Raw genomic sequence first — 25,519 nt, 5'->3', positions numbered from 1 at the left:
CCTCTCAATAAAATAGCTTTTGACCATCATACAATGGAAAAACCGATTCTCCAAATTCTCTCATGGCCAGCTCCTTTAAAACAGAGTGGGAAAGATCATGCGAAATATGTATTAGACCAGTTTTCTCGGCCTTTATTTCCCGCACATACTCAAAGCATTTCTCAACAGTTAAATGCGTCGTGTGGCTGCCTTGTTTTAGGCAGTCAATGATCAGGAGTTTTAATTTCTTTTCTTTGAGGATTTTTACGATGTGATCAGGCAAAGAGTGGCAATCGACGATATAGGCGAGATCGCCCAGGATAAAACCCATTGTTTCCGCGTGCCCGTGTGGGTAGTTAAAAAAGAAAAACTCTTCTCCAAAAAGTGTCGTTGGTTTTTCAAGCTCCACGGACTGCAATTGCAGGCGAGGAATTCCTCCTCCTAAAACAGGCCCTTTGTGATGAAAGATATAAGGGAAGCGTGCCTCAATTGAGGCCTTAGTGCTGGCGTTGGCAAATACAGGAATCTCTCTGGGAGGAGGTCCAAAACAAAAAGGGCGAAGGTCATCAATCCCGTGCAAATGATCGGCGTGTTCGTGAGTGATAATAGCAAAATCAACTGCGGATATCTTATTGCTAAGTATTTGTGTCCTTAGGTCAGGAGTTGTATCGACGAGAATGCGTTGTCCATTTTTTGTTTGAATGAAGACACTTGTTCTCATTCTCTGATCGCGGTGATCAAGTGAAGTGCACACTAAACACGAACAACCTATTTGCGGTATTCCTACACTGGTGCCTGTACCAAGTGCCATTAACATATTTTTATTCAGAGATTTTTCCATTTAGGGCCCATTTTGTTCTGATTGTTTTTGGCCAGAGAAGCAGTATAATTTTAACTCAACTATAAGAGATCAAGGAACAAAAATTATGTTACCGAGAAAGTTAAAACTTTTGAAATCTCCACAATTAATTAAGGTCTTGTCGCTTACGGCAGTGGTCTTTCTTTTTGATGCATGTTCGAGCATGGGGATGGGTTCAAAGTCTGCGCCGCTTAAAGCGGGCTTCAATGTAAAAAAAGTGGTGTTAAGAAATGGTCTAACCGTTCTTGTTGCACCCAATCCAAAACTTCCAATTGTGTCTTATTACACACTCTTTGACGTTGGTGGAAGAGATGAAGGTGTTGGCACAACAGGGGCGACACATTTTCTTGAGCACATGATGTTTAAGGGAGCAAAGAAGTACGGCCCAGGTCAATTTGATACGTTGTTAGAAAAGAGCGGTGGTATGACCAACGCTTATACAACAAATGACATGACGGTTTACTATCAAAACATCCCGGTGGAGTTTTTGGATACGATGATCGACATGGAAGCAGACCGTATGCAAAACCTGCTTTTAGAGCCAGTGTCGTTTGAAAGTGAAAGACAGGTTATCTTTGAAGAAAGAAAAATGCGTTATGAAAACAGTCCGGATGGATTGATTTTCTTGGCGTTAATGAAAAAAGTTTTTGCCGGCACACCATACGGACAATCAGTTATCGGTGAAGAGGCAGACTTAAAAGCGCTGACTCGCGATCAAATGATGGAGTTCTTTAAAAACTATTACGTTCCAAACAACGCCATTATCGCTATCTCTGGTGACGTTGACCCGGATACAGTCATTAAAAAGATTGAAGAAAAGTACGGAGTCATTCCAAGATCAGAAAAACTTAAAGAGCTAAAAGATAAAACTTCAGGTGAAGAAGTGTTTAAGTCGAAAGCTGAATTTGGACAAGAGTACAAGTTTTACGCAACAAACCCGATTCCAAAATTTGTCATGGCCTTCCAGGGAGAAAAACTGGGGACAAGAAAGTCTTATGTTATGGACCTTCTGGCGATGATTCTTGGAAATGGGGGAAGCTCTTACTTAACACAGAAATACGTAAAGTCTGATGAACCGATGTTGACTGAAATCAATCTTTCTAACTTTAACCTGATTCACTCGGGTGTTTTTTACTTTGCCGGAGAGTTAATGGAAGGCAAAAAGATTGAAGACGTGAAAAAACAAATCGAAGGTGACTTAAAAGAGATGTGTGACCAGTCGATCAACCAGCGTTCTCTGCAAAAATCAAAGAACCAGATTCTGGCCCAAGGTTACAATCAACTTAAGACCAATGCTGGTGTCGCTTCAACGATTGTCCGCAACGAAAAGTGGCACGGTGATTTTAATTACGGTCTAAAGGAAATGGAAATTTATAACTCAATTTCAGAAAACGAAGTGCAGATTGCCTGCCGCGAAGTTTTAGAAGAGTCGAAGTCCATCTTCATTTCAACTTGGGATAAATACCCTAAAACCGCGGAGAAAAAATAATGAAAAAACCATTAGTCTTACTTGCGGCCCTGGGCCTTTCATTTAATGCTTTTGCCGCTTCGGGCGCTAAGCCTGTCGCGATTGAAGATAATATTAAACGCCTAAAGTGGAACGGCATTGATGTTGTTTATATTGAAGACAATCGTTTCCCAACTTACGATTTGACCATCTATTTTGCAGATGGTGCTTTAAGTGAGAAAAAAGGGCAGAATGGTCTTTCTATTCACGCTTTTAATCTTCTAGACTCAGGAACAGATAAACTCTCTCAAAAAGAAATTTTAGACCAGTTAGAATTCTTAGGAACAGAGTTTGGGGCGGACGTCACTCATGAATACAGTACAGTCACTGTTTCGGGTTTAACGAAGGATTTAAAAACATCAATGACTCAGATTTGTTCACTGATGAGATCGGCGACTTATCCGGAAAACGTCATTAAAAAAGAACTACAATTAGAAAGAAACGGACTGCAAAGTCTTGTGGCCTCACCTCAAGGTCTTTCAGAAAGAGTGTTTCGTGAAATTTCACTAGGTGGAACTCCATACTCTTACCCGGTTGCCGGAAAGCTTAAAGACCTGGCAACCTATACGCCGGCCGCACTTCGTGGGCAGATGAACTACTTCCTGGATAATGTAAAAAAACGCATCTACCTGACAGGTCCAAAAAGTGCTCTTGCATTGGAAAAAATCCTGGTTGATGAATGCCGCTTTAAGGGTTCAGATTCTGATTTTGTCAGAGCGGTTGATGCTCCCAAGAAAAAGACGGCAAAAAGAGAGTTTATTTTCGTTCCGGTTCCAGATGCTAACCAGGTTCAATTGCGCATCGGACGTTTCTTAAACTACGATGAAACAAACGAAAGAAACCTGGATGCTTTAGCCTCTGATTTCTTGGGTGGCGGTTTTACCTCTCGCTTAATGCGCGAAGTGCGTGTGAAGCGCGGCTTAACTTATTCGATTGGTTCGTTCATCTCTTCTCAGAAACAATACGGAAGAGCGGGGATTTCAACGTTTACTAAAAACCAGACGATTGACCGTCTCATTGAAGTTATTGATGAAGCAGTTACTAAGATTCACACAGAAGGAATTACCGAAGAAGATTTAGACCGCTCAACTCAAGGGATGATTGGCGCTTATCCATTCAAGTTCGAAAGCAACCCGGCCTTCTTGGGTCAGCTGCTTTTACTGGATCACATTGGAAAACCTTACTCTGATCTTTTTGACTTTAAAGATGCAGTCAAGAAGTACAATGCTAAAGATGTGGCCAAGAAGATTGGCGATATTTTTGGAATGAAAAAACAGACGATCTTTGTCCTTGGGGATAGATCAATTGAACCAAAACTAAGAGCGCTGACAAAAAAATACGGGCCGCTTAAGGTCGTAGACTACAAACAATACTTATAAAAATGAATGGGTGGTGGCGGAAGTCACCACCTTTTTTTGAAAGTTATTCTGCCTCTGTGTGAGCGTTCATGTTCACCACCGCTCCAGGAAGAATCTCTAAAGACTTAGCAATGATTTTACCGTTTACGACTGCCGTAGGGTAAAGAGTGACGTTGCCTGTTGATTTAATCTCACCCGTGAATTCACCATAAACTTCCAGGTCTCCACAAATCAAAATGGCCTCTGTGACCGAGCCAATTTCCAGCACAATCTTAGAAGGCGCTTCAACAGTGATATCGCCCATTAGTTTTCCCAGCAGGTGAGTCGTGCCGACAAAATGAAACTTTCCGTTTAAAACAGTTTGTTTGCCAATGGAAGTGTAAGTTTGATTCTGGATCATATCATCAACCTATAATTTAAGTGCGTACGCCATGCTTTGGTAGTGGATAAGATCGCCTGTGCGCGAGAAGATGAAAACAGTAAACGAGTAGTTTCCTGATTTTCTTGGTCTCACAAAACTTGCATCCACTGGTCTGAATCTTTGAGTTGCAAATGGTTCACCGGCTGCGTAGTTGATCTGGAAGTCACTTCCACCAAAAGCATTGTATGGGTAGGCCTGAATTCCAATTTCGTTTTTCATCAAAACAATAATGTGACCGGAGATTTTTGCATCGTCTGTCACGGCCGGGATGATGTTGAATTGAAGATTGACAGTGTCTCGGTTAACCAGCGCTTTAAATCCTGAAAGATTCAGGATGGCCGGGCGAGTGCGGTCTTTTTGTCCCTGGATAGGCTTAAAGAGAGAAAGTGTAGAGAGTCCGATCGTGTTTACTGTTCCACTTACGGGAGCAGGACAAGCGACAGGAGCAGGGCACTTGGCATCAGAGGAAGCAGTCGTCGCTGATTTTGTTTCGACTCCAGTAGAAGTCGCCGTTTTCCCTTGTTCCTCAAAAGCGAGAAGCTGATTTTTTAATTTAACATTCTCTTCCATCTGATCAGCGAGTTTGTTTTCTAAATCTTCACTCTTGGATTGTCTTTCGCGGATAAATTTATTTTGCTGGTAGTTTTGCAGCAGGCGAGCAGGACCGGCATTCATAAGGCCCACGACACCAATAACTAAAGCAACAAGAGTAATGGCCGGTAGACCAATGAAAAACAAATAAATCTTTGAGCGCTTGATCTCAAAGTATTTTGGTGAGTCATTCTTTTGGTGATAAATAATCGAGACACTGTCTTTTTTGGCAGTCTCAGGATTGTTGGGCCTTTGTTCGCTCACTAGTTATTGCCTTTTTTAATCTCAATTCCTTCGCGAGTTCCTTCTTTGAAAAATCTTAGAGAAGGCTCAAATGCGAGTTTGCCCATGTTTTCTAAACCGTTTTTCGTCCAGACTTCGCTGACGATTTTCCAGTTGTAGTTTTCATCTTGTCTTAGATAAAGAAGTTTTCTACCAGTGTCGTTGATTGTGTTTGACTGGTAGTTTTGTGTGAACGTTACAACAGCGTAGTTCTTGGCCTGTAGAATAGAAAGATTGTCCAGGTCGATTTTAGGTTGTCCAGGGTTAGAGAAGACGGCCTTTTTATAAGCTTTATAGGCAGCGTATTTTCCTTTTGAGTCTACGAAATCATTTTGATCGTAGTAGCTAATATAGCTTTCGATGTCCTTTTTTCTCCAGGCATCTAGCCACCCATCAACTGTTTTTTTCAACTCACCTTTTTGTGTTTCCCAAGTTTTCTCATTTAAGTAAATAAGATCTTGAACAACAATCATTGGTGTTTTGTTAAGCTCCAGGTATTTTGAAACATCAATCAATTCATTGTTGGCCGTGACAACACATCCTCTTGAATCAAGACCTTTATCAATTCTTGTTTCATCGTTAGTAGAGTGCAGCCAGATCCCTGACCCAGTCTTTTTGTTGATTTTATCTACCGGGTTTGGGTAATCAGTAACGAAGGCACCAGCTCCGTAAATAGCACCTTGAGGGCCAGACTGAGCAAGGAGTTGTTTGTTAGTCATGAAATCAACGAAGTTATAAACGCCTTCTGGTGTTCTGAAATCACCCTCAGCTTCTTTGTCGCCTGGTTTTTTCCCTGTGGCCATTTGGTATGAACGAACAAATTCAGGTTTTCCGTCAGCATTTTTGAAGAGGTGAAGAGAGTGAGTTGACTTTTCTGCAATCAAAACGTGGTGAGCAAAAAAGTTATCCATCATAAGAAGTGGAGCTGGCAGAACTTTTGTTCCATCTGCACTTGTGCCTTGTGCGAATGAAGATGTTAAAGGCAGAAGTGTAAGCGCACCAACTGTAAGAATCTTAGCAGCAATGTTTTTCATCGAAATAACCCTCTAAAACGGTCAGGTAAAGTATAAAATCTTACTTTATTTTAGACAAAAGCGCGCTTTCGATCAACTTAAAAGCATCACTAGGCAGTTAGTACTATGATTTTCGTAAGTATCGTCCGATAGGATAACTGATAAAATAGTAGAAAATAGTTGAACAAAATCAAAGGGACAACCATGAGTGGGGCAAAGAAAATTGAGCCAGTATTCGAAGACCCGTTGAATGCCAAAATTCAGCGCAAGTTTGATATTGTCTTTACGCCAATTGTTCCACAAAAGGCCAAAATCCCCAATGAAAATAATTCAAGTGTATTTAATGATGATATCGATTTTAATACAGGACTAGACGACGAGATGAGTATGGGAAATGACAATGGAAGTAAGGGTGAAAAAGACTCCGGGCTTCAAATTGACCTGGACTTTTCAATGGACGATGACACTCCGGCCATTCCGGAAAAACCAGTCGCTACTCAAGCGGCCGCACCAGCTGGCAGCAAAGAGGATGATGACTTAGGTTTTTCACTGGATTTTGATGTCGATGCACAGGAAATTGAAACAAGACCTGAGGCGACACAAGCAACATCTCCAATCGCAGTGGAAGAAGAAGGATTTTCATTGGATGACGTGATTGCTGATCACGACAATTTTGATGAGTCTACAAAAAAGACCGTTGTGGTCAATCCAAACAACCTGACGAATTCAAACCTGGCCGAGTTCGCTCTCGATTCAACTGGCAGCACTGGCTCTTCTGCTGATCTTATGACGACGGAAGAGGCAAAGGCGAATATGGAGTCGACGATTAAGGACATTCTTCGTCCTAAGTTTGACGATACCAAAGAAACAAATATTGAAGGACTGGAAAAAACGCATACCGGGGCACTGGATAATATCGAAGACAGCGTACTTGATTTTGGGGGCAATACTCCTTCTCAAGGTTTTTCGCTGGAAAGCGTGATTGATGATAATGAAGCTTTTGCTCTTGAACCAAGAAATAATACGCGCTCAGATTTTGCAGTTTCTTCTAACGAAGCAACCCGCGAGTTTGACATCAGCGATATGGAAGAGATTGAAGCAGTACAAGCTGAAGCTCCGGTAAAACCTGAACTTCCAAAAGCTGCACCAGTTGTGGCCCAATCGCAACCAGAACCAACTCGCCAGGCCGTTGTTGAGGAACCTGTTTCTTCCTTTGGCGCTGGTGCGGGACTAGGGACGCAGTCACTGAGCACCGAAGACTCGATGCGCTTTCAGGCAACGATCAGAGCGCTTCGTGAAGAAAGAGAAGAGTTGTTGTCGCAAATTAAAACATTAAAGGCCGACTCTAAAGAATTAGAACAAGACAACCTGACATTAAAGGCGAACTTAGATGAAGCTAAAATTGAAATTACGATTCTAAGAAAACGTCATATGGTGGAATTAGAAGACCTGAAGTATCGCTTAAGCATGAGTGAAGAGAAAAAGGCCCTTGCTGATGAGAAGGCACGCCAGGCCGAATTACGTCGTGAAAAGCTTGAGCAGAAAGTAAGGATTGACTTTAATCAGGTAAAACAAAGAGAAAAAGAGTTGGAAAGTAAACTTGAACTACTTTCTATGGATGTAGATTCCCAAGTTCAGAGTCGCGACCAGAAAATTTTAGAGCTGAGAAGAAAAATTGACGCTCTAGAATTTAACATGGAAAATGCTTCTATTAAGGAACAAAAATCTCTGGAAGATAAGAGAAAGCTGGAAGATCGATTAGGTAAAATAATGAAGACCCTGAGACATTCGATCAAGAACCTGGAAGATGATATCGACCATGTAGAAGAAGACGATGATCATCAAAAGGAAAAGAACTAATTTATGACACAATCTCTGACTGATTTTTTAAGTAGTTTTTCTTTTTTTGAAAATGAAAAGAATTTGATCTCTCATATAGAAGAGTTCCTGGCCCGCGAGTATTTGGTCAGACCGTTATTGGTGTATTCAATTCATAACAAAATACCACAAATTGATTTTAAAAAATGCCGTACGATTGTAGGGAAGGCCGACCGCCAGAAGCTCTACAGTACTAAGCTTTTAGATGATCTCTTTATCAAGCGCGATGATATTAAACATCTGCCTTGTTTGTCAGTTAAAGTAGAGAACTGCTTCTATTATTTTTTAAACCTGGGTTTTAAAAGAAGCCAGTTTCATTTCGCTGTTTTTTCTGCTCCGTCGGAAATCTCGACAGATGTGCTGAAGTCGTTGTCGCAATTTGCGGCCAGCCACTTAAAAATCATCCAGCGTTTTGAAGATCTTTATAAGACACATGAACTCATCCATATCGATGACGTTACAGGTTTATACAATCAGAGGAAACTTTATAAAGACTTAACGTTGCTGGTAGATAAGTTCCAGAAAGAAAAAGATCCTTTCTGCGTGCTTTTTATCGACATCGATTACTTTAAAAAAGTTAACGACACTTATGGACACTTGGTGGGAACGAAACTTTTAGAAAACGTTGCCCGCGATATTAAAAGCCTTCTGCGCGACAGTGATATTAGTTATCGTTACGGGGGAGATGAGTTCGTAGTGATCCTGGTGAACTCGGATGCTGTGGCCGGAAAAATTGTAGGTGAACGTATCCTGCAAATTATCCGTGAGCGCACATACGAAGTGGAAATGAGAAATGAAAAGAAGATGGTCAAGCTGAGTGTTTCTATTGGGGTGGCGGAATTCCCGACAGACGCCGTGAACTCTCAGGAGATCCTGGCGATTGCTGACCGTATGATGTACGAAGCAAAAGAATCGGGACGTGGAGTGGTCTTTAATACTCAAGACGTTTTTAAATCGAGCCTGCAAAAGGCGGTTAAAGCGAAATGATCATCCTGGTATTGAGTGATCTACATTTAGGAAAAGGAAAATTTCTTAAAAACGGGCAGCTCAACCTCCTGGAAGATTTCTTGGAAGATGAAAAATTCTTCGACTTCTGCGACTACTACTCAAAAGGCGATTACGAAAAAGAAGAGGTCCACCTTGTTTTAAACGGGGACATCTTAAATCTCATCCAGATTGATGTGGATGGTGTTTTCACGAATATCATCGACGACACTGTTACTGTCAGGGCCATTGATGCCATCGTTAAAGGGCATCCGAAATTTTTTGAAGGCCTTCGCCGTTTCTTAAAAATTCCCGGGAAAAAAGTCACATACGTCATTGGAAACCACGATTCAGGGATGGCCTTTAGAGAGGCCCAGCAGGCCCTTCGCCGCTATGTTGGTGAAGAGATTGAGTTCTGTTTTGAAGTCAATCTTTGTGGTGTTCATATTGAGCATGGTCATCGTTTTGAAGTCATTAACACTGTTCCAAGTGACAAGTATTTTATGGAAGGTCCCAATGGAAAAATGATTTTAAATCTTCCGTGGGGAACACTTTTTTGTATCAACCTTCTTCCTATTTTAAGAAAAGACCGCCCGAATATTGATAAAGTAAGGCCGCTCGGAAGTTATGTGCGTTGGTGTTTTTTCTATGACTTTGCTTTCTTTTTAAAGATGAGCAAGATCGTTTTAAAGTATCTTTTCCAGAGTAACTTCGACGAGTACATCAAACAAAACAGAAACTTTAAAACCACACTTTCTATCTTAAAGCAGATCACGATTTATCCGCTTTATGGAAAAAAGGCGAAGGGGATTTTAAAGCGCCACCCGGAAATTCATACTGTCGTCATGGGGCATACTCATGTGCAGGAGTGGTTGCGTTTCCCGGAGAATAAATACTATTTCAACACCGGAACATGGAACACGATTCCTCACCTGGATGCCGGGCAAATGGAAGCCTCTACGCGTTTTACGTATGTACAGATCAAAGTTGATAAAGAGAAAAGATCACTGCTGACGGGAACGATGAATCTATGGCAGGGGACTTGGAAGCCATACAGAGAAGAAGTGTCTGCCGTATAAAAATGATTTTAAAGTACCATCTACGTCGTTGCTTCGTCGTTCGGTCGTGCGACGTACAGTCGTACGTCTCCTCCCTTACTCCGGGCGCGCCTAGTATCTGGCACTTTTAAATCATTTTTGAATTAAGCTTTTTTAGAAACTTTTTTTGTCGCTTTAGCAACTCTTTTAGCTGGAGCTTTTTTCGCTACTTTCTTAGTTGCTTTTTGGGCAGCTTTTTGAGCAGTTTTAATTGTCTTTTTTGCTTCAGACTTTTTCTGAGAGATGATCTTCTCAACTTTTTTCTGAATTTTGTTCAGTTCTTTCTTTTGTTCAGTAAGGAATTTTTTTGCTTTCTTTACTTCATCCACTACAGTTTTTTCGATTCTTTTTTCAAGAGTCTTTTTTTCAACGTGAAATTTATCAACCAGCCCTTGAACAACATGTTTTTTTCTCAGGGTTTCGATTTCACCTTTTAATTCCTGGAACGATTTAAGTAACTGCTTCTTATTCACTATGAACTCCTTTCTAGGGTTAAAGAATCTTTTTGCTAATAGGGACTCTGTGGCCAAAGCCAAAACTTTTTGGCTTCACTTTTATTATAGGGCAAAATTGTTTTCGTTTATACTCTGATTTTGATAAAAGTGAATAAACTTTCAGGACCTCGTCCTTGTCATGACCGCGCTTGATCAAGTCCGCTGGGCTAAAACGCGAAGATAACAGGGCTTCGAGGATCGGGTCCAGCCTGTCATAGGGCGGAAGGCTCTGGCTGTCTTCCTGGTTTTCACGAAGCTCGGCACTTGGTGGGCGAGTGATGATGTCTTCTGGAATCAGCCCGCCGTAGTTGGCATTGATAAAGTGGGCGAGTTCAAAAACTTCAGACTTAAACAGGTCTCCCAAAACTGAAAGGGCCCCAACTGAGTCTCCATAAATCGTCGAGTAACCCACAGAGAGCTCTGACTTGTTGGAAGTGTTAAGCACTACTGAGTTTAAATCATTTGAGCGCATATAAATCAAAGCGCCTCTTAAGCGGCTTTGGATATTTTCATCGGCAAGACCTTTTAGTTCTGCTCCGAAGTTGTCGCGGTAAGCAGTTTTAATCGTCGAGTGGATAAACTTGATCGGCATAGTCGTAAGTTTTACACCGAGGTTGCGGCAAAGATCGTATGAGAGATCAAAACTCACTGAACTCGAATAAAAACCCGGCATAAAAACAGCTTCAAGTTCAATCGGCATCGTTTTTTGCAGAAGTTTGATAATGGTTAAAACGAGTGCTGAGTCCATCCCTCCAGAAAGAGCGATGGTAAATTTCTTCATGCCATTTTTAGTGATGTAGTCGCCGATTCCGAGTAAAAGAGCATCGAGAACTTCCTGGCAGCCTTTAGGCCCCATTGGTGTCAGCGACAATGTGTCGCTTGATAAACGAGTGGAGAAGATCGTGCTCCAGCTGTTAGTTGATGAGTGATAAGACCTGACGTTTCCTTTTTCTGGTTCCTGATAGACTGGCATTTCAAGTGAAAGGATCTGGGATTTAAAACCATGGGCCATCTTAACAACACTGTTGCCATCGACGACAAAACTATGGCCGTCGAAGATGATTTCATCTTCAGCACCCACGCGGTTGACGTACACAAAAGGAGCTTCCAAAAATTGTGAAATCTCCAGTGCGCGGTTGATTCGCGTTTCAATTTTTCCCAGGTGGTAAGGACTGGCACTGATATTGATGACCATGTCGCACTTTTTATTCTGTTCAGATAAAAGCTCGACCGGATCGACATCATGCAGGTGGGAAAACCACATGTCTTCACAGATCAGAAGTCCAAAGTTTTTGCCCTGGAACTCAAAAACCACCGACTGGTTGCCAGGTGTGAAATATTTCTTTTCCTCGTACAGGTCGTAGTTAGGAAGAAGTTGTTTAGTATAGAGGGTTCGCAGTTTCTTTCCCGGCTCCAGGATGTACATGACGTTTTCAATCTGGGCAGGCCAGCCAAGTCCGTCAAATTCATAGCGAAGACCACCAAAAAGGAGTGCCAGAGGGGATTTACTTTTTAATTGGCGCTCTGACCAAATAGAGAGATCCTCGAGGAAAGCGAGGTAATCATCAATAAAAGTCTTTTTGAGTGGAAGATCCTGCAGAGGATATCCGGTTAAAAAGAGCTCCGGAAAAATGTGCAAACCACTGTGACTTCCGTCTTGAAAAGTGGATGTAAGGTACTTAAAAATGCCTTCGAAGTCAGCAATTTCATGGTGAGTTTGGTGAAGATTTAATTGCATGAACGCATCCATTGATCTAAATTTACACTCTAGATAATAATACGGATTCATGGCTTCGTAAAACGGCAATTTTAAAGCGTTTCACCATGAGTTGAAGGATACCCATGATCGGTGTTGTCTTTGTCATTTTAGCTGGCGTTCTTTGGGCGATTGATACGTTGATTCGCTACCCAATGCTCTTTGCCGGTGTTTCAGCTGAAAGAATTGTGTTCACCGAACAACTTATTCTTTCAATTGTTTTTATTCCCTTACTTTTAAAAGACGCTAAAAAAATCGGTGCACTTAAGCTTTCGACCATTGCTTACTTTGGCGTCATTGGTGTCTGTGGCCAGGCCATTGGAACGCTGACTTTTACTAAGGCCTTTATGCTGATTAACCCTTCGCTGGTTATTTTGCTGCAAAAGCTTCAGCCTATCGTGGCCATCTCACTTGCCCGGGTTTTTCTGGGTGAAAAAATTAAACGCGAGTTTTTATTCTGGGCCGTCATCGCTCTGGTTGGGGGATTTCTAATTTCTTCTCCAGATATCATGCCAGGGTTAATGGGGCTTGATTTCTCAATGGCGCTTTTAAGCAAAAAGGCCATCTGGGGTTATACACTAACCATGATTGCGGTAGTGAGCTGGGGAGCTTCAACGGTCTTTGGAAAAAAACTTTCTGCTCAGGGATTCGATGAAATCCAGATTATGGGCGGGCGTTTTGTTTTAGGTCTCGTGTTTATGACCTTTTACTTATACTACCAATTTGGTGGACTAAGTTTAGATTGGAACCTTGCCACTTATGGTAAAATTCTGATTATGGTTTTACTTTCTGGTTTTGCCGGAATGTATTTTTATTACAAAGGGCTTAAGACTTTATCGGCAAGAGCAGCAGCGCTGGCCGAAATGTTCTTCCCGTTTAGTGCCGTGGTGATTAACTGGATTTTCTTAGGAGCTAAGCTCCAGCCAGTTCAGATTGTGGGGGCGAGCCTCCTGGTCATCTCATCATCGGTCATTCAATTAAAGAAGTATTAGGAGAATGAATATTATGAAAAAAGTAGTACTGCCAACATCAATGGAAGGAAAGACAGTTCTAGTAGCAGGAGCGGCGGGATTTGTTCCTTCAACTCTTTGCGAACACTATTTAAATCTTGGAGCGAAAGTTATCGGTCTGGATAACTTCATTACTGGCTCGGAATCAAACATTGAGCTTCTTTCAAAAAGCAAAAATTTTGAATTCCATAAACACAACATTTACGAATCTCTTCCAGATTTTAAATCACAGAAGATTGATTATATCCTTTCAATGGCCTCACCAGCTTCACCGATTGACTTTGGTTTAATCCCACTGGAAATCATGCGTGTAAACTCAGAAGGAACACTGAAACTTCTGGAGCTGGCAAAAGAAAAGAACGCGCGTTTTCTAGAAGCTTCGACATCTGAAGTTTACGGAGACCCGGAAATTCACCCGCAGACAGAAGACTACGTAGGGCACGTTAACCCAATCGGACCTCGTTCTTGTTATGACGAATCAAAGCGTTTTGCAGAAGCTCTAACAATGAGCTTTCATACAAAATACAAAGTAGACACGAGAATCGTGCGTATCTTTAACACATACGGACCGCGTATGCGTCCAAATGATGGACGTGTTATCCCGAACTTTATCACGCAAGCGATGAGGGGAGAGGATTTGACTGTGTACGGAGACGGGACACAAACTCGTTCTTACTGTTACTCTACTGACTTAGTTCAGGCGATCCACAATGTTTTAATGAGTGATGATGTCACTCCATTTAACTGCGGTAACCCTGATGAGTACACAGTAAAAGAAACAGCAGAACTAGTGATTAAAATCCTAGGAAGCAAATCAAAGATTAAGTATCTTCCACTTCCAAAAGACGACCCAAAAAGAAGAAGACCAAATATCGGCAAACTTCAAAGCATCTCTGATTACAAACCAGTAGTGAAATTTGAAGACGGTATCAGAGCGACAGCGGAGTATTTTAAAACTTTACTATGAAAGTAGCGATTACCTGTGATTATTTATTAGGCAGAAGCCACTACGTGGAGATCATCGAGAACCTTTGTGAGGTTTTCCCTGAAGCTCCGATTTATTGTTTTGCTCACAAAAAAGGGGCGATCTTAGGTCATATTGAACAAAGATCTATCAAGTCGACCTACTTAAGCAATATCGTCTCGACAGAAGAAGAGTTTTACCAGCACTCGAATAAGATTCCTTCGCTGGCAAAAAACCTTTTTGTTTCGTGCGAATACGATCTCATTATCAATGTTTCAAAAGGTTTCTCTCAAGGTCTGGCAAAGTGTGAGACGACAAAGATCATCACTTATCTTTACGACCTCGATTTGGATTCGAAGATTAAAAAAAGCTTTATGCAAAAAATCTTGTCTCCAATGGTTTTCTCCTGGATAAAAAAATCATTAGGGCAAGCTGATAAAGTACTTTTCTCAAGAGAGGATTTATTAAAAGAACTTCACGGCCTAAAAAATACAGAAGTGGTTCCTCCGCCATTTAGAGTGTCGGACTATGCTCTTTTCCCTAAAGACATGTTTAAGCATCACTTCTTTTTGATTGAGGCCAAAGGTCTCAATGTAAAAGAAGCAACAGATCTGATTGAATGGATGAAAGAGTGGAATTACTCATTTCAATTCATCGGGCCGGATGCTCACTTAAGTTCAATTAAATCTAACTTCCCTGAAAACACTTTCTTTGGAGACCGCTGTAGCGGGGAGCATGCTCCGGTTTTGGCCTCATCTAAAGCTCTAGTGACATTCAATACAGAAGATTTTCCGGCGCTGGCCCTTGGGACTTTAGCAACGGGAAGACCTGTTATTCTGGCAAAGCCTCTTTCAAAATGGCTTTCTGGTTTAGGAGTGGATTACATTTCTCATTTCGATAAAGCTGAAATTAAAAAGGCCCTAGACAATGTTATCAGCGACAATGTGCTTGAAGCACAGAAGCTGCGTGCCCATGTAATGGAGTACCATGACATTAAGTTTAAGGCGCAAATGAAGCGAACGTTAGATAAAGCGTTTCATGAGATTCACCCTCATGATCACGCTCACTCTAGCGACTGCTCTCAATGCAAGTAAAGAGCTTATCTAGGTTTGATCCCGTAGAATTTTGAAAAGGTCCAAAATGGTTGTAGGCCTTTCCCGCTTGAAAGTGAGGAGAGACACATCTTTGCTCAAAACCTTTAAGTTTTCCATTCACCACGTTTGATGGGTGAGTGGCGCTCGTTTTTGTGGTGTTAACCTGAATGGCAAACGTCTGAACCAGTTTATGAACTCCACAAAAAGCGTTGAAGCTTTGGTATGAACTTCCCAGTGCTTTAATTAAATCCGCCTGAGTGGCCTTTTGACTGATCTGGCAGCTTGCCTTGTTTTGGTTTAAAGAGTTCCATGCACGGATACAGGGCTGAATATTTCCTGCACTGTTTGGTGTGAATTGAAACATCCCAATATTTAATCTTGAAGCTGCATCCTGAGCAGGGTCTTCGTAAAATTTAACTCCCGCAGGTTTTCTGTATCCAGAAGGGCCAACTTTGGCGGCCACATTTTTTGATGTTGTCGTGTCTGCCGTGCTTAGTGATTCAGCGTATGCCAGGCAAGAAAACATTCTGGTCCACGTGCTTAGAAGTTCTTTTTTGGCCGATTGATCACCACTTAAAACTTCCTGGCGAAGCGTGTTTACAGTGTTGGCAAAACGATTAAGTTTATCAATCGTCGCTTGCCCAGGAACTTTACTCATCGTGGCCGAAAGAGTTGATGATGTCACATTACAAAGCGGGTGCCTGATAAGTGAAGTTGGAAAGTAAGCGTTGTCATCAGAGCTTGTGCCATAATAGCTTCCGATGTAGCCAACTTTTGCTGGAACATCACTGATCATCTCCTGCACATAATAGCTGATCTGATCAGCAAAATACTCATGTGGAGCTTCGTCGTTAAAGCACTGGTCAACTTGATCGCTATTGATGACTTGTCTTTGCGAGCCCACAAGCTCATTGTCATTTTGTGAATCATCTACTTGAGCACCGACTTCAGCACCGGCATTTAAGTAAGCGTCTTCTGAAAGCTCTGGCCCAAAATCCAACGTCGGTTTTGTCGATGGCGCAGGAGTCGGAGTGACCGGTGCCGGATTAGGCGCAGGTGTTGGCGATGGTTTTTTTGAACCCATGGCCTGGGCGTGAGTTGAAACAAGTGTGCACAGAAGTGTGGCTAAGATGATTTTTGTTTTCATAGGAGCTTTTTCGGCTCGCTATGGAAAAATCTTAGGGTATCCGTCTAATGCTTAGAAGGCAGGATTATAATTTCTTTAAGAAATCGATAGTTCTTTTCTCTTTTGGGTCACCAAAAACATCTTGTGGAGTTCCTTGCTCAACTATTACTCCCTTATCCATGAAAATCACTCGGTCGGCCACTTCGCGGGCAAACCCCATTTCATGAGTCACTACCACCATGGTCATACCGGTGTGAGCGAGGTCTTTCATAACTTTGAGAACTTCACCAACAAGTTCAGGATCAAGGGCACTCGTGGCCTCATCAAAAAGCATTACGTCTGGTTTCATCGCCAATGCTCTGGCGATGGCCACACGTTGTTGTTGCCCACCAGAGAGATCCCTTGGGTAGGCGTGTGCTTTTTCTTTTAGGCCTACACTTTGAAGAAGATCCAGCGCTCGCGTTTGCGCTTCATCTTTTGAAACTTTCAACACGTTCATTGGCGCAAGAGTGATATTTTCCAGCACAGTTAAGTGAGGGAAGAGATTAAAACTTTGAAACACCATCCCGATTTTCGTGCGGTAAATATCCAGCACGTGCTCTTTGGTGTTGTGTTCGATGATTTGGCCTTTGAAATTAATCTCACCGCTTGTCGGCAGTTCAAGATAATTCAGGCAGCGAAGGAAAGTTGATTTTCCCGAACCAGAAGGCCCGATAATAACCACCACTTCACCTTTAGTGATATCAGTTGAAATATCTTTTAGGACTTCATTGTGTCCGAAAACTTTTTTGATGTTGGAGATTTTTAAAATCACTTCATTGGATTTCATTACACGCCTCCTTTTTGCAGCAGGCGGTTTTCCACACGGGAAGCAATAAAGCTTAGGATCATAACAATGATTAAATAGCCCAGGGCTGCCCAGATATAAACTTCCCAGACGCGAAGATACTTAGCTCCCACACGTTGAGTGACATAAAGAAGTTCCCCAAGAGAAATAACCGATACCAGTGAAGTCTCCTTTGTCAGTGCAGAAAGCTCATTCACGACTGGCGGGATAATTCTTCTATAGGTTTGCGGAATGATAATTTTGTACATGGTCTGATGGCGCGAAAGCCCCAGGGCCCTGGCCGCTTCCGTCTGACCTTTAGGAATAGAGAGAATTCCAGCGCGAAAGATTTCTGCCAGGTAAGCAGCACTATTGAGTGAGAGCGCTAAAATCCCTGCCGGAAAAGAATCAATGACCATATCAATTCCATAAGAAGAGAAGATGGTCGGAAGTGCAAAATAGATAAAAAGAATTTGCAGTAGAAGTGGTGTCCCTCTAAAGAGAGTGATGTAGGCGATTGAAAACCAATTGAGAATTTTAAAAGAAGAGATTCTCATGAGTGCGAGAATCATTCCCAGCATCAGTCCAAAAAAACCACTGATGAGAGTGAGTTTTAGAGTGATGATTATTCCTTCCGCTAGACGCGGAAGGACGATTGTTTTAGAAAATGCCCAAAAGCCTAATTCAAATTCCATCTAGTACTTATAATGAAGGTTCAGTTTTTAGCCATTGCTTGTAAATGCGCGAATAAGTCCCATTCGCTTTGATTGTCTTCACCGCTTCTTCCAGTGCCTTTAAAAGTTTTGGGTCAGCTTTTCTCACGGCAATTCCAATTGGCTCTGGCTTAAGCGCGTTTCCTGAAACCTTAAACGTTTTAGCATCAAGACCAGTGTAGTATCTTCCAACAGCTTCATCTGTGACAATAACATCAGCTTGATTTGCTTTAAGGGCACTGAAGGTTTCAGTAGCACCCGGAAATGTTTTGATTGCTTTAATTTTTACACCTTTCTTTTGAATCGCTTCAACTGCAGTGAAAGAAGTCGTGTCTACTTGAACAGCTACTGTTTTTCCGGCCAGTTCAGTATCTTTAGTAACCGCAGCTCCTGTTTGCTTAACAACAAAAACTTGCCCCATTGAAATATAAGGAACAAAGTTTACCGCTGCCGATCTCTCTGGAGTGATATTCATTGATGACATAATGATGTCGTAACGGTTTGACTGAAGCCCTGCAAGGATTCCATCCCATGGCATAACGATAAACTCAGCTTCAACTTTTAAGATTTTTGCCAGTTCGCGCGCCAGGTCTACGTCCAGACCGATGATCTTGCCATCTGTCGCTTCAAACTCCATTGGTGGATAAGTTGTGTCCACGGCCACTTTAAGTTTTTTCGCCTTAACGACTGCATCTAAATCAGCGAAGGCAGAAAGTGAAAAAAGAGATGTAAGAAGAGTAGCTAAAACCAAAAGACGTTTCATAAAGGTCTCCGTAAGTAATAAACGATTATTTATGGTAACGGGAACGTTTACGAATTGAAAAGGTTTTATTGAATAACGGTTTCGCCTTCTTCATTTAAATTGCGAGGAGGTCTGAAGAAGAAAACAGGAACTGTAACCCAGAAGCGATTTCCGAATTCATCGATCATCTGGTATTTCCCACGCATATTCCCATAAGGAGAGTGGAGTGGGCAGAAGCTTGTGTATTCGAAAGATTCACCTGATTTAAGCATTGGCTGCTCACCAACAACACCTGATCCTTGAACGTCATACGTTTTTCCGTTTCCGTCTTTGATCTTCCAGTGGCGGTGGATAACGCGACAAGCGACTTCACCGTTGTTAGTGATTTTGATTTTATAAGCGTAAAAGTACTGATTGTTCTCTGGAGACGAGCGCTCTGGAACGTAATGAGGGTAGACTTCGATTAAGATATCTTGAGTTGTCTCAAAATAATATTCATTGGGTTCAATTGGATTAATCTGTTCCATGGGGCCTCAAAATGTGTTTTAGACGCTTCTCATACCAAAGGCGTCACGCTTTTTAAAGCTTTGCACCAAACTTTTTAGTTTGGAGCCTGAAACAAGAGTTTGGCTATAAGTAACTAAAATAATTAGGGTTTTCTGCCGATATGCTTTGAAATTGAGTTCCTAGGCGTGATAAAATGCGAGGAACTGATAAATATTTTGGAGATATATATGGAAGACAAAAACCTAAATCGTCGTTCGTTTTTCGGAATGGTGCTTGCTGCGGCTACTATCGTTCCTTTCGCCTTCAAGAGTGTTAAAGCTCAAGCTGCTGGATGCCCAACAACTCCTCCTGCTGGAAAGCAAGTAGCGAAAGTTGGAGAGGGAATGGCAAAGAGTTTAGAGTATGTTGAAGATGGAAAAACTTCGACAAACGCAAAACACAAGCCAGGACAAAATTGTGGAAACTGTAAGTACTACAATGAGAAAAAAGCAGAAGGCGGATTCGCTCCATGTACAATGATGGGGATGAAGTACGTAACAAACTGCGGATGGTGTAAATCTTATCTTGCGAAATAATTTTTAAATAAATGAATTATAAGAAGAGGAGTAACGAGAGTTACTCCTTTTTTTTGTCTAAATAGTTGGTCTGATAAACGACACGACCCATTTTCTGAATCTGTAAATCAATCATCTTTTGAAATGAAGCCACCGCTGAGCTTGTATCCAGCTTTGGTTCTAATATTTTTAGGGCCTCAACACTCGCTTCCAGTGTTGAAAGAGCGTTTTGTGCTGGGGCCTTTCTGATTCTGTAATCTGATTGTTCTTCAGGTGCTAATTTAATGGCCGGAAGTTTTTGTAGATTGGATGAAGAGAGATAAATCTTTTTAGCTTTTCTCCACGTCCCATCAATCAGCAATAGGTGAGTGATAGCTTCACTGCTCACAGGTGTTGATTCCAGGACTTTTGCATCCTGACCTGGATAGAGAAGGGCACAATTATTTTTTGGGTCACAAAGAAGTGTGTTGAGCTTTAAATCATTGGTGAAGTCTTCCCCCACCATGACAGTCATCTCTTTAAAACTTTTCTTCATAATGCGAACAGTGTTAAGCGGATGCTTGGTTTCACTCGGGTGCTGAAGCACGATTAAGTGAATGTTGTTTGGAATCGTTTTTAAAGTGTCACATAGGCAACGGGATTTTAAGAAATCACACTGCTGACAAAAGGCACGGCTTTCGCTCGTGAAAGAGTAATCTAAATTGTATTGTTCCATAGTTTTTACCTGCGCTTTAATTTCGTTTGAATGCAGCTTAGGAGTTTTTTATCCGGAGTCTTGTGAACTCTCTGGCAGTCTTCCAGAGACTGATTCACGAAGGCCATACATTTTTCTTCACTGTCTCCAAAACGGGCGTCTTTTCTGTGCTTCATACAGTAGAAGGCCAGGTTCTGGTTGATCTCAATCAGGCGCTCATCCATCGGAGCACTCTTTTTTGTTTTAGGTTGAGACTTCGGGATGATCGTCGTAATCGACTTTTCCTTTTGTGGTTCCTGGTAATTGATTTTTTCGTCAATGACGATTTCTTCTCTTGAAGGTTTTTCTTCACGTCTGGCCGGTTTCACCACGATTTCAGCAGGTCTTACATCTTCGCGATAAACCGGACGAGTTGCCGGACGCGTTTGATGAGGAGACTTCACCTGAGGTGGCGGAGTATTTTTCGCAGGCCTTTTCATGTAATAAGAATCACCGCGCTCAATTTGTAAAAAAGCGCGGTTGGTTTCATCAGAATAAGTTTTAGGTTCAGTTTTTTCTTCGGTCGAGCTACAGGCAACGACAAGGAGAAGAAAGAGGTAAGGGAAATATTTCATAATTTATTACAAGCGATTAACAAGTTCCGGGTAATCGACGAACGGGTTTCTGTTTCCCTGAAGCTGCATGATCTTTTCATTGCGCTCCATCTCAGCTTCATCAACCGGATCTTCTGCATTCCATTTTTTTAAGTATTTTGCCTGAGTGGCATCAATATTCATTTTATACCTTGTAGAGAAATAATAAAGAGCTCTCGCTACATTTCCGCGGTGTTCAATAGGCGGCTCAAACGATCTGATACTTGTTCCAATCGCATTTCCGATCATTGAGTCCTGGCAATTGCTATGCGTGGCCTTCCCATCAACTTCAGCAAAAGGGTTGTTGCTTCTTGTAGAGTTGGCCTTCATGTCTACCGGAAACAGGTGGTGAAGGTCGGTCTTTTGAAGCTCTGAAGGAAATTGTTTAGAGAATTTACTTTGAGGCCATGTGTGTTCACAGTTAATCACATTTGGATTAGGGATCTTTCCAGGACCTACGCCTTGGTTTTGATCGACTTCGATATTGCAGTAGACTTCTTTAACCGAGTATTTTTTATTCCCATGAGAGACTAAAAAAAGATCGCCAAACATCATTTGTCTGGCCTCTTGGTAAGTCATGTCTCTTTTTTGTTCTGTGCACTCACTTTCATCAGGGCAAGAGTCACTTAGAGTGTCACTTCCACCTTCATTCTTGATGTGAATTTTTTCAGACAGATTAAAAATTTCATTGCGCAGATCAGTTTGAGAAGTTTTCTGGTTAGTAAACTTCGCAACAGTTGACTCGGGATAATAGCTTACAGTTGCAGTAGCATTAATGGCCCAAAGAACAAACGGGAGCGCTAGCATCGTCTTCATAATTCTACATCCTTTTAAAAGTATTTAGACTGATTCGCTTTTGTATTTAATGTATTTTTATTGTCGTAATACTAGAGTGCTTTGACAACCTTTTTTCATTGGAGGAAATGACTCCAGTATAGATGGCAGAGTCATTACGTCAGAGAATTATTTGAATATTTACAGGATTTGATTAGAATAAAGAAATTAGTCCATTTATTAGAGGGTGTTATGAAATATAGAAGTGAAATCACCGGTGTCGGCTCTTATGTTCCACCGAAAGTTTACACGAACTTTGATCTGGAAAAAATGATGGACACGACTGATGAGTGGATTCAGCAGCGAACGGGGATTGTAGAGCGCCGTTGGGTTGAGCCTGATGTCGCAACATCGGATCTTGCTGTGAATGCCAGTCTTGAAGCGATTAAAAATGCAGGTCTTGAGAAAAAAGACATCGATATGATTATCTTCGCGACTCTAAGTCCGGATCACGACTTCCCGGGGACTGGATGTTTTTTACAGGCCAAACTCGACTTGCCAGAGATTGCAGTGCTTGATATTCGCCAGCAGTGTACTGGGTTCATTTACGGTCTAAGTATCGCAGATAAATTTATCCTAAGTGGGTCACACAAAAATATTCTTGTTGTAGGAGCGGAAGTTCACTCAAAGGGACTTGATAAAACTCCCAACGGCAGAAACGTTGCAGTTTTATTCGGTGATGGGGCCGGAGCTGTGGTTGTTTCAAGAAAAGACCTGAGCAATGAAAAAACAGACTCGCGTATTATGACGACGCACTTATATGCTGATGGGGCCTTTGCAAAAGAGCTTTGGATCCCAGCTCCAGGAAATGCTCTTGGAAAAGAGAGAATTAACCACCAGATGTTGGAAGAAGGTCAACACTTTCCGCAAATGAACGGTAAAACAGTTTTCGTTCATGCGACGAAGAGAATGGCAGAGTGTTTAATGCATTCTTGTAAAGAAGCAGGCGTATCGTTAAACGATATCGATGTTTTTCTTTTCCATCAGGCCAACCTAAGAATCAATTCAAAAGTAGCAGAGATGCTCAATATCCCGGAGTCGAAAGTTTTCAATACGATTCAAAGCTACGGGAATACAACGGCAGCGACTATCCCTCTGGGGATGAACGATGCAATTAAAGCAGGTGTTCTGAAAAAAGGAATGCTTGTGGCCAGCGCCGCTTTTGGTTCAGGGTTTACCTGGGCAAGCGCAGTGTGGAGATACTAAAAGTCACATTTGATTAAAACTTCGTCGGTCATTTTAAGACCGACGAAGATCTTTTCACTAGTTTGATAAATTAGTGAGCGTAAATTTTAAAGAAATGAAAAAAGTTAACATTAATCGCATTCCAGATGCGCTCAAAAAATCCTTCATTTTGGCTGGCAATCGCACGACCCTGGTAAGGGCGGACAACAAAGTCGGCAACCACTGGAGCATCCAGGATAATCTCACTTGCTTCAGCAGGAGAGATAATGTTTTTTTCCAGGGCCTCATCGCGAAGAGCTTCCCTGAATTTAGGGTGAGCGACGTTAATGAGCGCCACCGCTCTGTCACCAGTTGAGCGACCTTTTAAAACCGCTGTTCCGTATTCTGTGACAACGTAGTGAACACTTTCAGCAGGTGTCGTCACGTGTCCGTTATAGAGATCGAGAACGATGCTTGAAAGCTCACCGTTTTTTGCCGTCGATCTGATCGCGATAATTGATTTACCACCATTACTTCTTGCGGCCCCAGACATAAACTCAACTTGTCCACCTGGGCTTGAAAGACGTCCTTCCGGCCCAAACTCTGCGTTTACATCTCCGGTTAAACGGACTTGTAAGGCAGTGTTGACCGCATGGAATTTATCAGTGTTCTGAATGTTTGCCGGAGAGTTTACCGCTTCAGTCGTCACGAACTTTACGGCCTTATTCTTGTTAAGCCACTTGTAAAGGTCTTCAGAACCATAAGCAAATCCGGTTTCAGCTTTTTTAGCAATCCCGCGCTCCATGATATCTTTTAAACTATCACCAAACATCTCTGTTGAGATTTTAAGATTCTTCTTCCCGGCATTTTGAAGACCATCAGGAAGTCCGCCGAAAATATTACCAATACCAATTTGTAGAGTTGATCCACTTTCAATTAAGTTACCTAGCTCTTCACCAATAATTTTTTCAACATTCGTAAACGGAACAACCGGAGGACCGGCAAGGGCCGCCTTACTCTTAAACGAAGCCGTGATTTGGCTTGAGTGAATAATGTTATCACCTGTTGTAAAAGGAACGTTCTCATTGATTTCAGCAATGATTTTCACTTTCGGGTTACCTTCTAAGATCGCATGAATCATATCGTGGTTTGGCCCAAGAGAGTGGTTTCCTTTGGCATCGGCAGGAGAAACACGCACGACAATCGCATCGTACTTAAAGTCTTTCATTGCCGGGTCTTTCATGTAGCGAGGGAAGTCACTTAAATATCCCGGTATATACTTAACGAATCCTTCTCCGTGAAGCTTTCTCATGTTTGATCCCACGAAGAAAGACTTAAAGCGGATTTTTCCATCAGCAAGCTCGGCCCCTTTTCTTAGAGTCGACTCGTTGATCCCGTTAACTAGTAATGAAATTTCAAAACCTTTTTTTAGTTTTGGTGCTGCTTGAATTAAAGCACTCATGGCTTCAGGAGAAGCTCCGGCCGCGATAGGGAAGAAGATGCGTGCGCCGTCAGGAAGTTTTCCCACTGCTTGCATTAGTTCACCCTTTGGATCGTGCCCTAATCCCTTAATGATGTTTGAGTAAGGGATTTGTGGTTCAGGAGGAAGAAGACCGGCAAGATTTTTCTTAAAGGCCGCTGTTCCTTCTTTCCCATTAACGAAAACAACAACACCTGAGTGACGTTCACTCGCTGCGTGCATTAAGCGTCGGCCGATTTCGTAGTGGGCAGATGAGCGCGAAACTCCGAGCTCATTAAAGAGGTACTTGCGCTCTTCATCTGTTGCACCTGTTTTTGTTTTTCCTAACTCGATACTCGCCGTCCAGGCAACACAGTTGTCCGATTTACAAGGACCGCGCTCTTCAGGATTTTTCAAAAAGTGTTTTACGTTTTTTGCTTCATCAGGTTTTAACTGAATAAGGTGAGAGTAACCCCAAACCGGGTTTTGCTCTCTTTCCGGGTAGCGGTTGAATCCACCTTTGATCATCCATTCGCGGGCCCATTCATCACGAGTTAAATCTAGTTTACCCCAGCGATAGATCTGTGCTTTTGGATCGGCAGATGTACGAAGAACACCTGAGACGTATTCGTTAGGAACTTCAAAACCAAACTCTAAAGCAAGAGTGGGTTTATCTGCGCTATCGAGGTTAAACTCTTTTAAGTATTTCGCCACCAGTGCATCGTTGGTCATATCCACGGCGACAAAGAGTTTTTGCACTCGTCTTTCGGCCGGTCCAACTTCCAGGATCTGATAGGGAAGTTTGTTGGCATCGGCGAATTTTTTAAGACGTCCGACAAGTTCACCGGTTTTTTCCATTCCCGGCATGTCTTGTTTTGCGATTAAGCTCTTTACTAATTCCGTACACGGATCAGCGTAGACATTAAACGAAAGCAGTAGGGCCGTGATAAAAAATAAAATCTGCATTTTGTTTTTCATATT

25 protein-coding genes are annotated in these 25,519 nt (G+C 42.0%); 10 read left to right on the top strand and 15 right to left on the bottom strand.

The genetic code is table 11. The features are described from left to right. Nucleotides 1-4: 4 nt before the first annotated feature. Nucleotides 5-820, bottom strand: a complete 816-nt coding sequence (locus tag AC6JA8_RS11855) for an MBL fold metallo-hydrolase (RefSeq protein ID WP_497973974.1) — start codon at nucleotides 818-820, stop codon at nucleotides 5-7. Between the two features lie 85 nt (nucleotides 821-905). Between AC6JA8_RS11855 and AC6JA8_RS11850 the strand changes: the two genes are divergently transcribed. Further along, nucleotides 906-2,327, top strand: a complete 1,422-nt coding sequence (locus AC6JA8_RS11850) for a M16 family metallopeptidase (protein ID WP_102244026.1) — start codon at nucleotides 906-908, stop codon at nucleotides 2,325-2,327. After that, on the top strand, nucleotides 2,327-3,724 hold the full coding sequence (locus AC6JA8_RS11845; RefSeq protein ID WP_497973973.1) for a M16 family metallopeptidase: 1,398 nt from the start codon (nucleotides 2,327-2,329) through the stop codon (nucleotides 3,722-3,724). The genes AC6JA8_RS11850 and AC6JA8_RS11845 overlap by 1 nt, the downstream gene beginning before the upstream one ends. Nucleotides 3,725-3,767: 43 nt before the next feature. Here the strand turns inward: AC6JA8_RS11845 and AC6JA8_RS11840 are convergent, their stop codons facing one another. From AC6JA8_RS11840 to AC6JA8_RS11830, 3 genes are read right to left on the bottom strand one after another with little or no spacing between them, the layout of a single operon-like run. After that, entirely contained in the window at nucleotides 3,768-4,103 is a 336-nt protein-coding gene (locus AC6JA8_RS11840) for a bactofilin family protein (protein WP_497973972.1), read from the bottom strand. A gap of 9 nt (nucleotides 4,104-4,112) precedes the next feature. Continuing rightward, the gene (locus tag AC6JA8_RS11835; RefSeq protein ID WP_497973971.1) at nucleotides 4,113-4,979 is read right to left on the bottom strand and encodes a hypothetical protein; all 867 of its coding nucleotides are present in this window, start codon (nucleotides 4,977-4,979) and stop codon (nucleotides 4,113-4,115) included. Continuing rightward, complete coding sequence (locus AC6JA8_RS11830; RefSeq protein WP_497973970.1) at nucleotides 4,979-6,031, bottom strand: L,D-transpeptidase family protein; 1,053 nt, start codon at nucleotides 6,029-6,031, stop codon at nucleotides 4,979-4,981. Before AC6JA8_RS11830 ends, AC6JA8_RS11835 begins: the two co-directional genes overlap by 1 nt. Nucleotides 6,032-6,190: 159 nt before the next feature. Here AC6JA8_RS11830 and AC6JA8_RS11825 point away from each other — a divergent pair, with 159 nt between their 5' ends. Genes AC6JA8_RS11825 through AC6JA8_RS11815 form a run of 3 tightly spaced genes read left to right on the top strand, consistent with a single transcriptional unit; the run spans nucleotide 6,191 to nucleotide 9,951 of the window. Then, nucleotides 6,191-7,870 (top strand): hypothetical protein, encoded by a 1,680-nt coding sequence (locus tag AC6JA8_RS11825; RefSeq protein ID WP_497973969.1) that lies wholly within the window; start codon nucleotides 6,191-6,193, stop codon nucleotides 7,868-7,870. A 3-nt stretch (nucleotides 7,871-7,873) separates the two neighbouring features. Continuing rightward, the gene (locus tag AC6JA8_RS11820; protein WP_497973968.1) at nucleotides 7,874-8,875 is read left to right on the top strand and encodes a GGDEF domain-containing protein; all 1,002 of its coding nucleotides are present in this window, start codon (nucleotides 7,874-7,876) and stop codon (nucleotides 8,873-8,875) included. Beyond that, on the top strand, nucleotides 8,872-9,951 hold the full coding sequence (locus tag AC6JA8_RS11815; RefSeq protein WP_497973967.1) for a metallophosphoesterase: 1,080 nt from the start codon (nucleotides 8,872-8,874) through the stop codon (nucleotides 9,949-9,951). Before AC6JA8_RS11820 ends, AC6JA8_RS11815 begins: the two co-directional genes overlap by 4 nt. Nucleotides 9,952-10,073: 122 nt before the next feature. Here AC6JA8_RS11815 and AC6JA8_RS11810 read toward each other — a convergent pair whose 3' ends face one another. Continuing rightward, nucleotides 10,074-10,442: a hypothetical protein gene (locus tag AC6JA8_RS11810; protein ID WP_497973966.1), complete on the bottom strand. Its 369-nt coding sequence runs from the start codon at nucleotides 10,440-10,442 to the stop codon at nucleotides 10,074-10,076. A gap of 19 nt (nucleotides 10,443-10,461) precedes the next feature. Further along, a complete protein-coding gene (gene nadE, locus AC6JA8_RS11805) occupies nucleotides 10,462-12,201 on the bottom strand; it encodes an NAD(+) synthase (RefSeq protein ID WP_497973965.1) in 1,740 nt (579 codons plus the stop codon). Between the two features lie 104 nt (nucleotides 12,202-12,305). Between nadE and AC6JA8_RS11800 the strand changes: the two genes are divergently transcribed. Genes AC6JA8_RS11800 through AC6JA8_RS11790 form a run of 3 tightly spaced genes read left to right on the top strand, consistent with a single transcriptional unit; the run spans nucleotide 12,306 to nucleotide 15,287 of the window. Beyond that, nucleotides 12,306-13,211 (top strand): DMT family transporter, encoded by a 906-nt coding sequence (locus tag AC6JA8_RS11800; RefSeq protein ID WP_497973964.1) that lies wholly within the window; start codon nucleotides 12,306-12,308, stop codon nucleotides 13,209-13,211. Between the two features lie 40 nt (nucleotides 13,212-13,251). Then, on the top strand, nucleotides 13,252-14,196 hold the full coding sequence (locus tag AC6JA8_RS11795) for a UDP-glucuronic acid decarboxylase family protein (protein WP_142410290.1): 945 nt from the start codon (nucleotides 13,252-13,254) through the stop codon (nucleotides 14,194-14,196). Beyond that, entirely contained in the window at nucleotides 14,193-15,287 is a 1,095-nt protein-coding gene (locus AC6JA8_RS11790; protein WP_497973963.1) for a glycosyltransferase family protein, read from the top strand. Before AC6JA8_RS11795 ends, AC6JA8_RS11790 begins: the two co-directional genes overlap by 4 nt. On the opposite strand, the gene AC6JA8_RS11785 is transcribed toward AC6JA8_RS11790, so the two are convergent. The 5 genes from AC6JA8_RS11785 to apaG all read right to left on the bottom strand — a co-directional run bounded on the left by AC6JA8_RS11785 (nucleotide 15,262) and on the right by apaG (nucleotide 19,221). Next, nucleotides 15,262-16,434, bottom strand: coding sequence for a hypothetical protein (locus AC6JA8_RS11785; protein ID WP_497973962.1), 1,173 nt, complete (start codon nucleotides 16,432-16,434; stop codon nucleotides 15,262-15,264). The two genes, AC6JA8_RS11790 and AC6JA8_RS11785, sit on opposite strands and share 26 nt — an antisense overlap. A 64-nt stretch (nucleotides 16,435-16,498) precedes the next feature. Continuing rightward, entirely contained in the window at nucleotides 16,499-17,242 is a 744-nt protein-coding gene (locus AC6JA8_RS11780) for an amino acid ABC transporter ATP-binding protein (RefSeq protein ID WP_497973961.1), read from the bottom strand. Further along, complete coding sequence (locus AC6JA8_RS11775) at nucleotides 17,242-17,934, bottom strand: amino acid ABC transporter permease (RefSeq protein WP_497973960.1); 693 nt, start codon at nucleotides 17,932-17,934, stop codon at nucleotides 17,242-17,244. Before AC6JA8_RS11775 ends, AC6JA8_RS11780 begins: the two co-directional genes overlap by 1 nt. 7 nt (nucleotides 17,935-17,941) lie before the next feature. Further along, nucleotides 17,942-18,715 carry an ABC transporter substrate-binding protein gene (locus AC6JA8_RS11770; RefSeq protein ID WP_497973959.1) on the bottom strand — a complete coding sequence of 258 codons (774 nt, stop codon included), beginning with the start codon at nucleotides 18,713-18,715 and terminating at the stop codon, nucleotides 17,942-17,944. A gap of 65 nt (nucleotides 18,716-18,780) precedes the next feature. Beyond that, nucleotides 18,781-19,221 (bottom strand): Co2+/Mg2+ efflux facilitator ApaG/CorD, encoded by a 441-nt coding sequence (gene apaG / locus AC6JA8_RS11765; protein ID WP_102244013.1) that lies wholly within the window; start codon nucleotides 19,219-19,221, stop codon nucleotides 18,781-18,783. A gap of 207 nt (nucleotides 19,222-19,428) precedes the next feature. On the opposite strand from apaG, the gene AC6JA8_RS11760 reads away from it, so the two are divergent. Further along, nucleotides 19,429-19,776, top strand: a complete 348-nt coding sequence (locus AC6JA8_RS11760) for a high-potential iron-sulfur protein (protein WP_497973958.1) — start codon at nucleotides 19,429-19,431, stop codon at nucleotides 19,774-19,776. A 40-nt stretch (nucleotides 19,777-19,816) separates the two neighbouring features. Here the strand turns inward: AC6JA8_RS11760 and AC6JA8_RS11755 are convergent, their stop codons facing one another. Genes AC6JA8_RS11755 through AC6JA8_RS11745 form a run of 3 tightly spaced genes read right to left on the bottom strand, consistent with a single transcriptional unit; the run spans nucleotide 19,817 to nucleotide 21,897 of the window. Beyond that, nucleotides 19,817-20,470, bottom strand: coding sequence for a tRNA-uridine aminocarboxypropyltransferase (locus AC6JA8_RS11755; RefSeq protein WP_497973957.1), 654 nt, complete (start codon nucleotides 20,468-20,470; stop codon nucleotides 19,817-19,819). Between the two features lie 5 nt (nucleotides 20,471-20,475). Next, the gene (locus AC6JA8_RS11750) at nucleotides 20,476-21,063 is read right to left on the bottom strand and encodes a hypothetical protein (RefSeq protein WP_497973956.1); all 588 of its coding nucleotides are present in this window, start codon (nucleotides 21,061-21,063) and stop codon (nucleotides 20,476-20,478) included. A gap of 6 nt (nucleotides 21,064-21,069) precedes the next feature. Next, entirely contained in the window at nucleotides 21,070-21,897 is an 828-nt protein-coding gene (locus tag AC6JA8_RS11745; protein WP_497973955.1) for an endonuclease I family protein, read from the bottom strand. Nucleotides 21,898-22,107: 210 nt separating this feature from the next. Between AC6JA8_RS11745 and AC6JA8_RS11740 the strand changes: the two genes are divergently transcribed. After that, nucleotides 22,108-23,121: a 3-oxoacyl-ACP synthase III family protein gene (locus tag AC6JA8_RS11740; RefSeq protein WP_497973954.1), complete on the top strand. Its 1,014-nt coding sequence runs from the start codon at nucleotides 22,108-22,110 to the stop codon at nucleotides 23,119-23,121. A 70-nt stretch (nucleotides 23,122-23,191) separates the two neighbouring features. Here the strand turns inward: AC6JA8_RS11740 and AC6JA8_RS11735 are convergent, their stop codons facing one another. Continuing rightward, entirely contained in the window at nucleotides 23,192-25,516 is a 2,325-nt protein-coding gene (locus tag AC6JA8_RS11735) for an acetyl-CoA hydrolase/transferase family protein (RefSeq protein WP_497973953.1), read from the bottom strand. Nucleotides 25,517-25,519 lie beyond the last annotated feature (3 nt).

This window comes from Bacteriovorax sp. HI3, from assembly GCF_059738875.1.
This window is presented reverse-complemented; position numbering and strand designations above follow the sequence as displayed.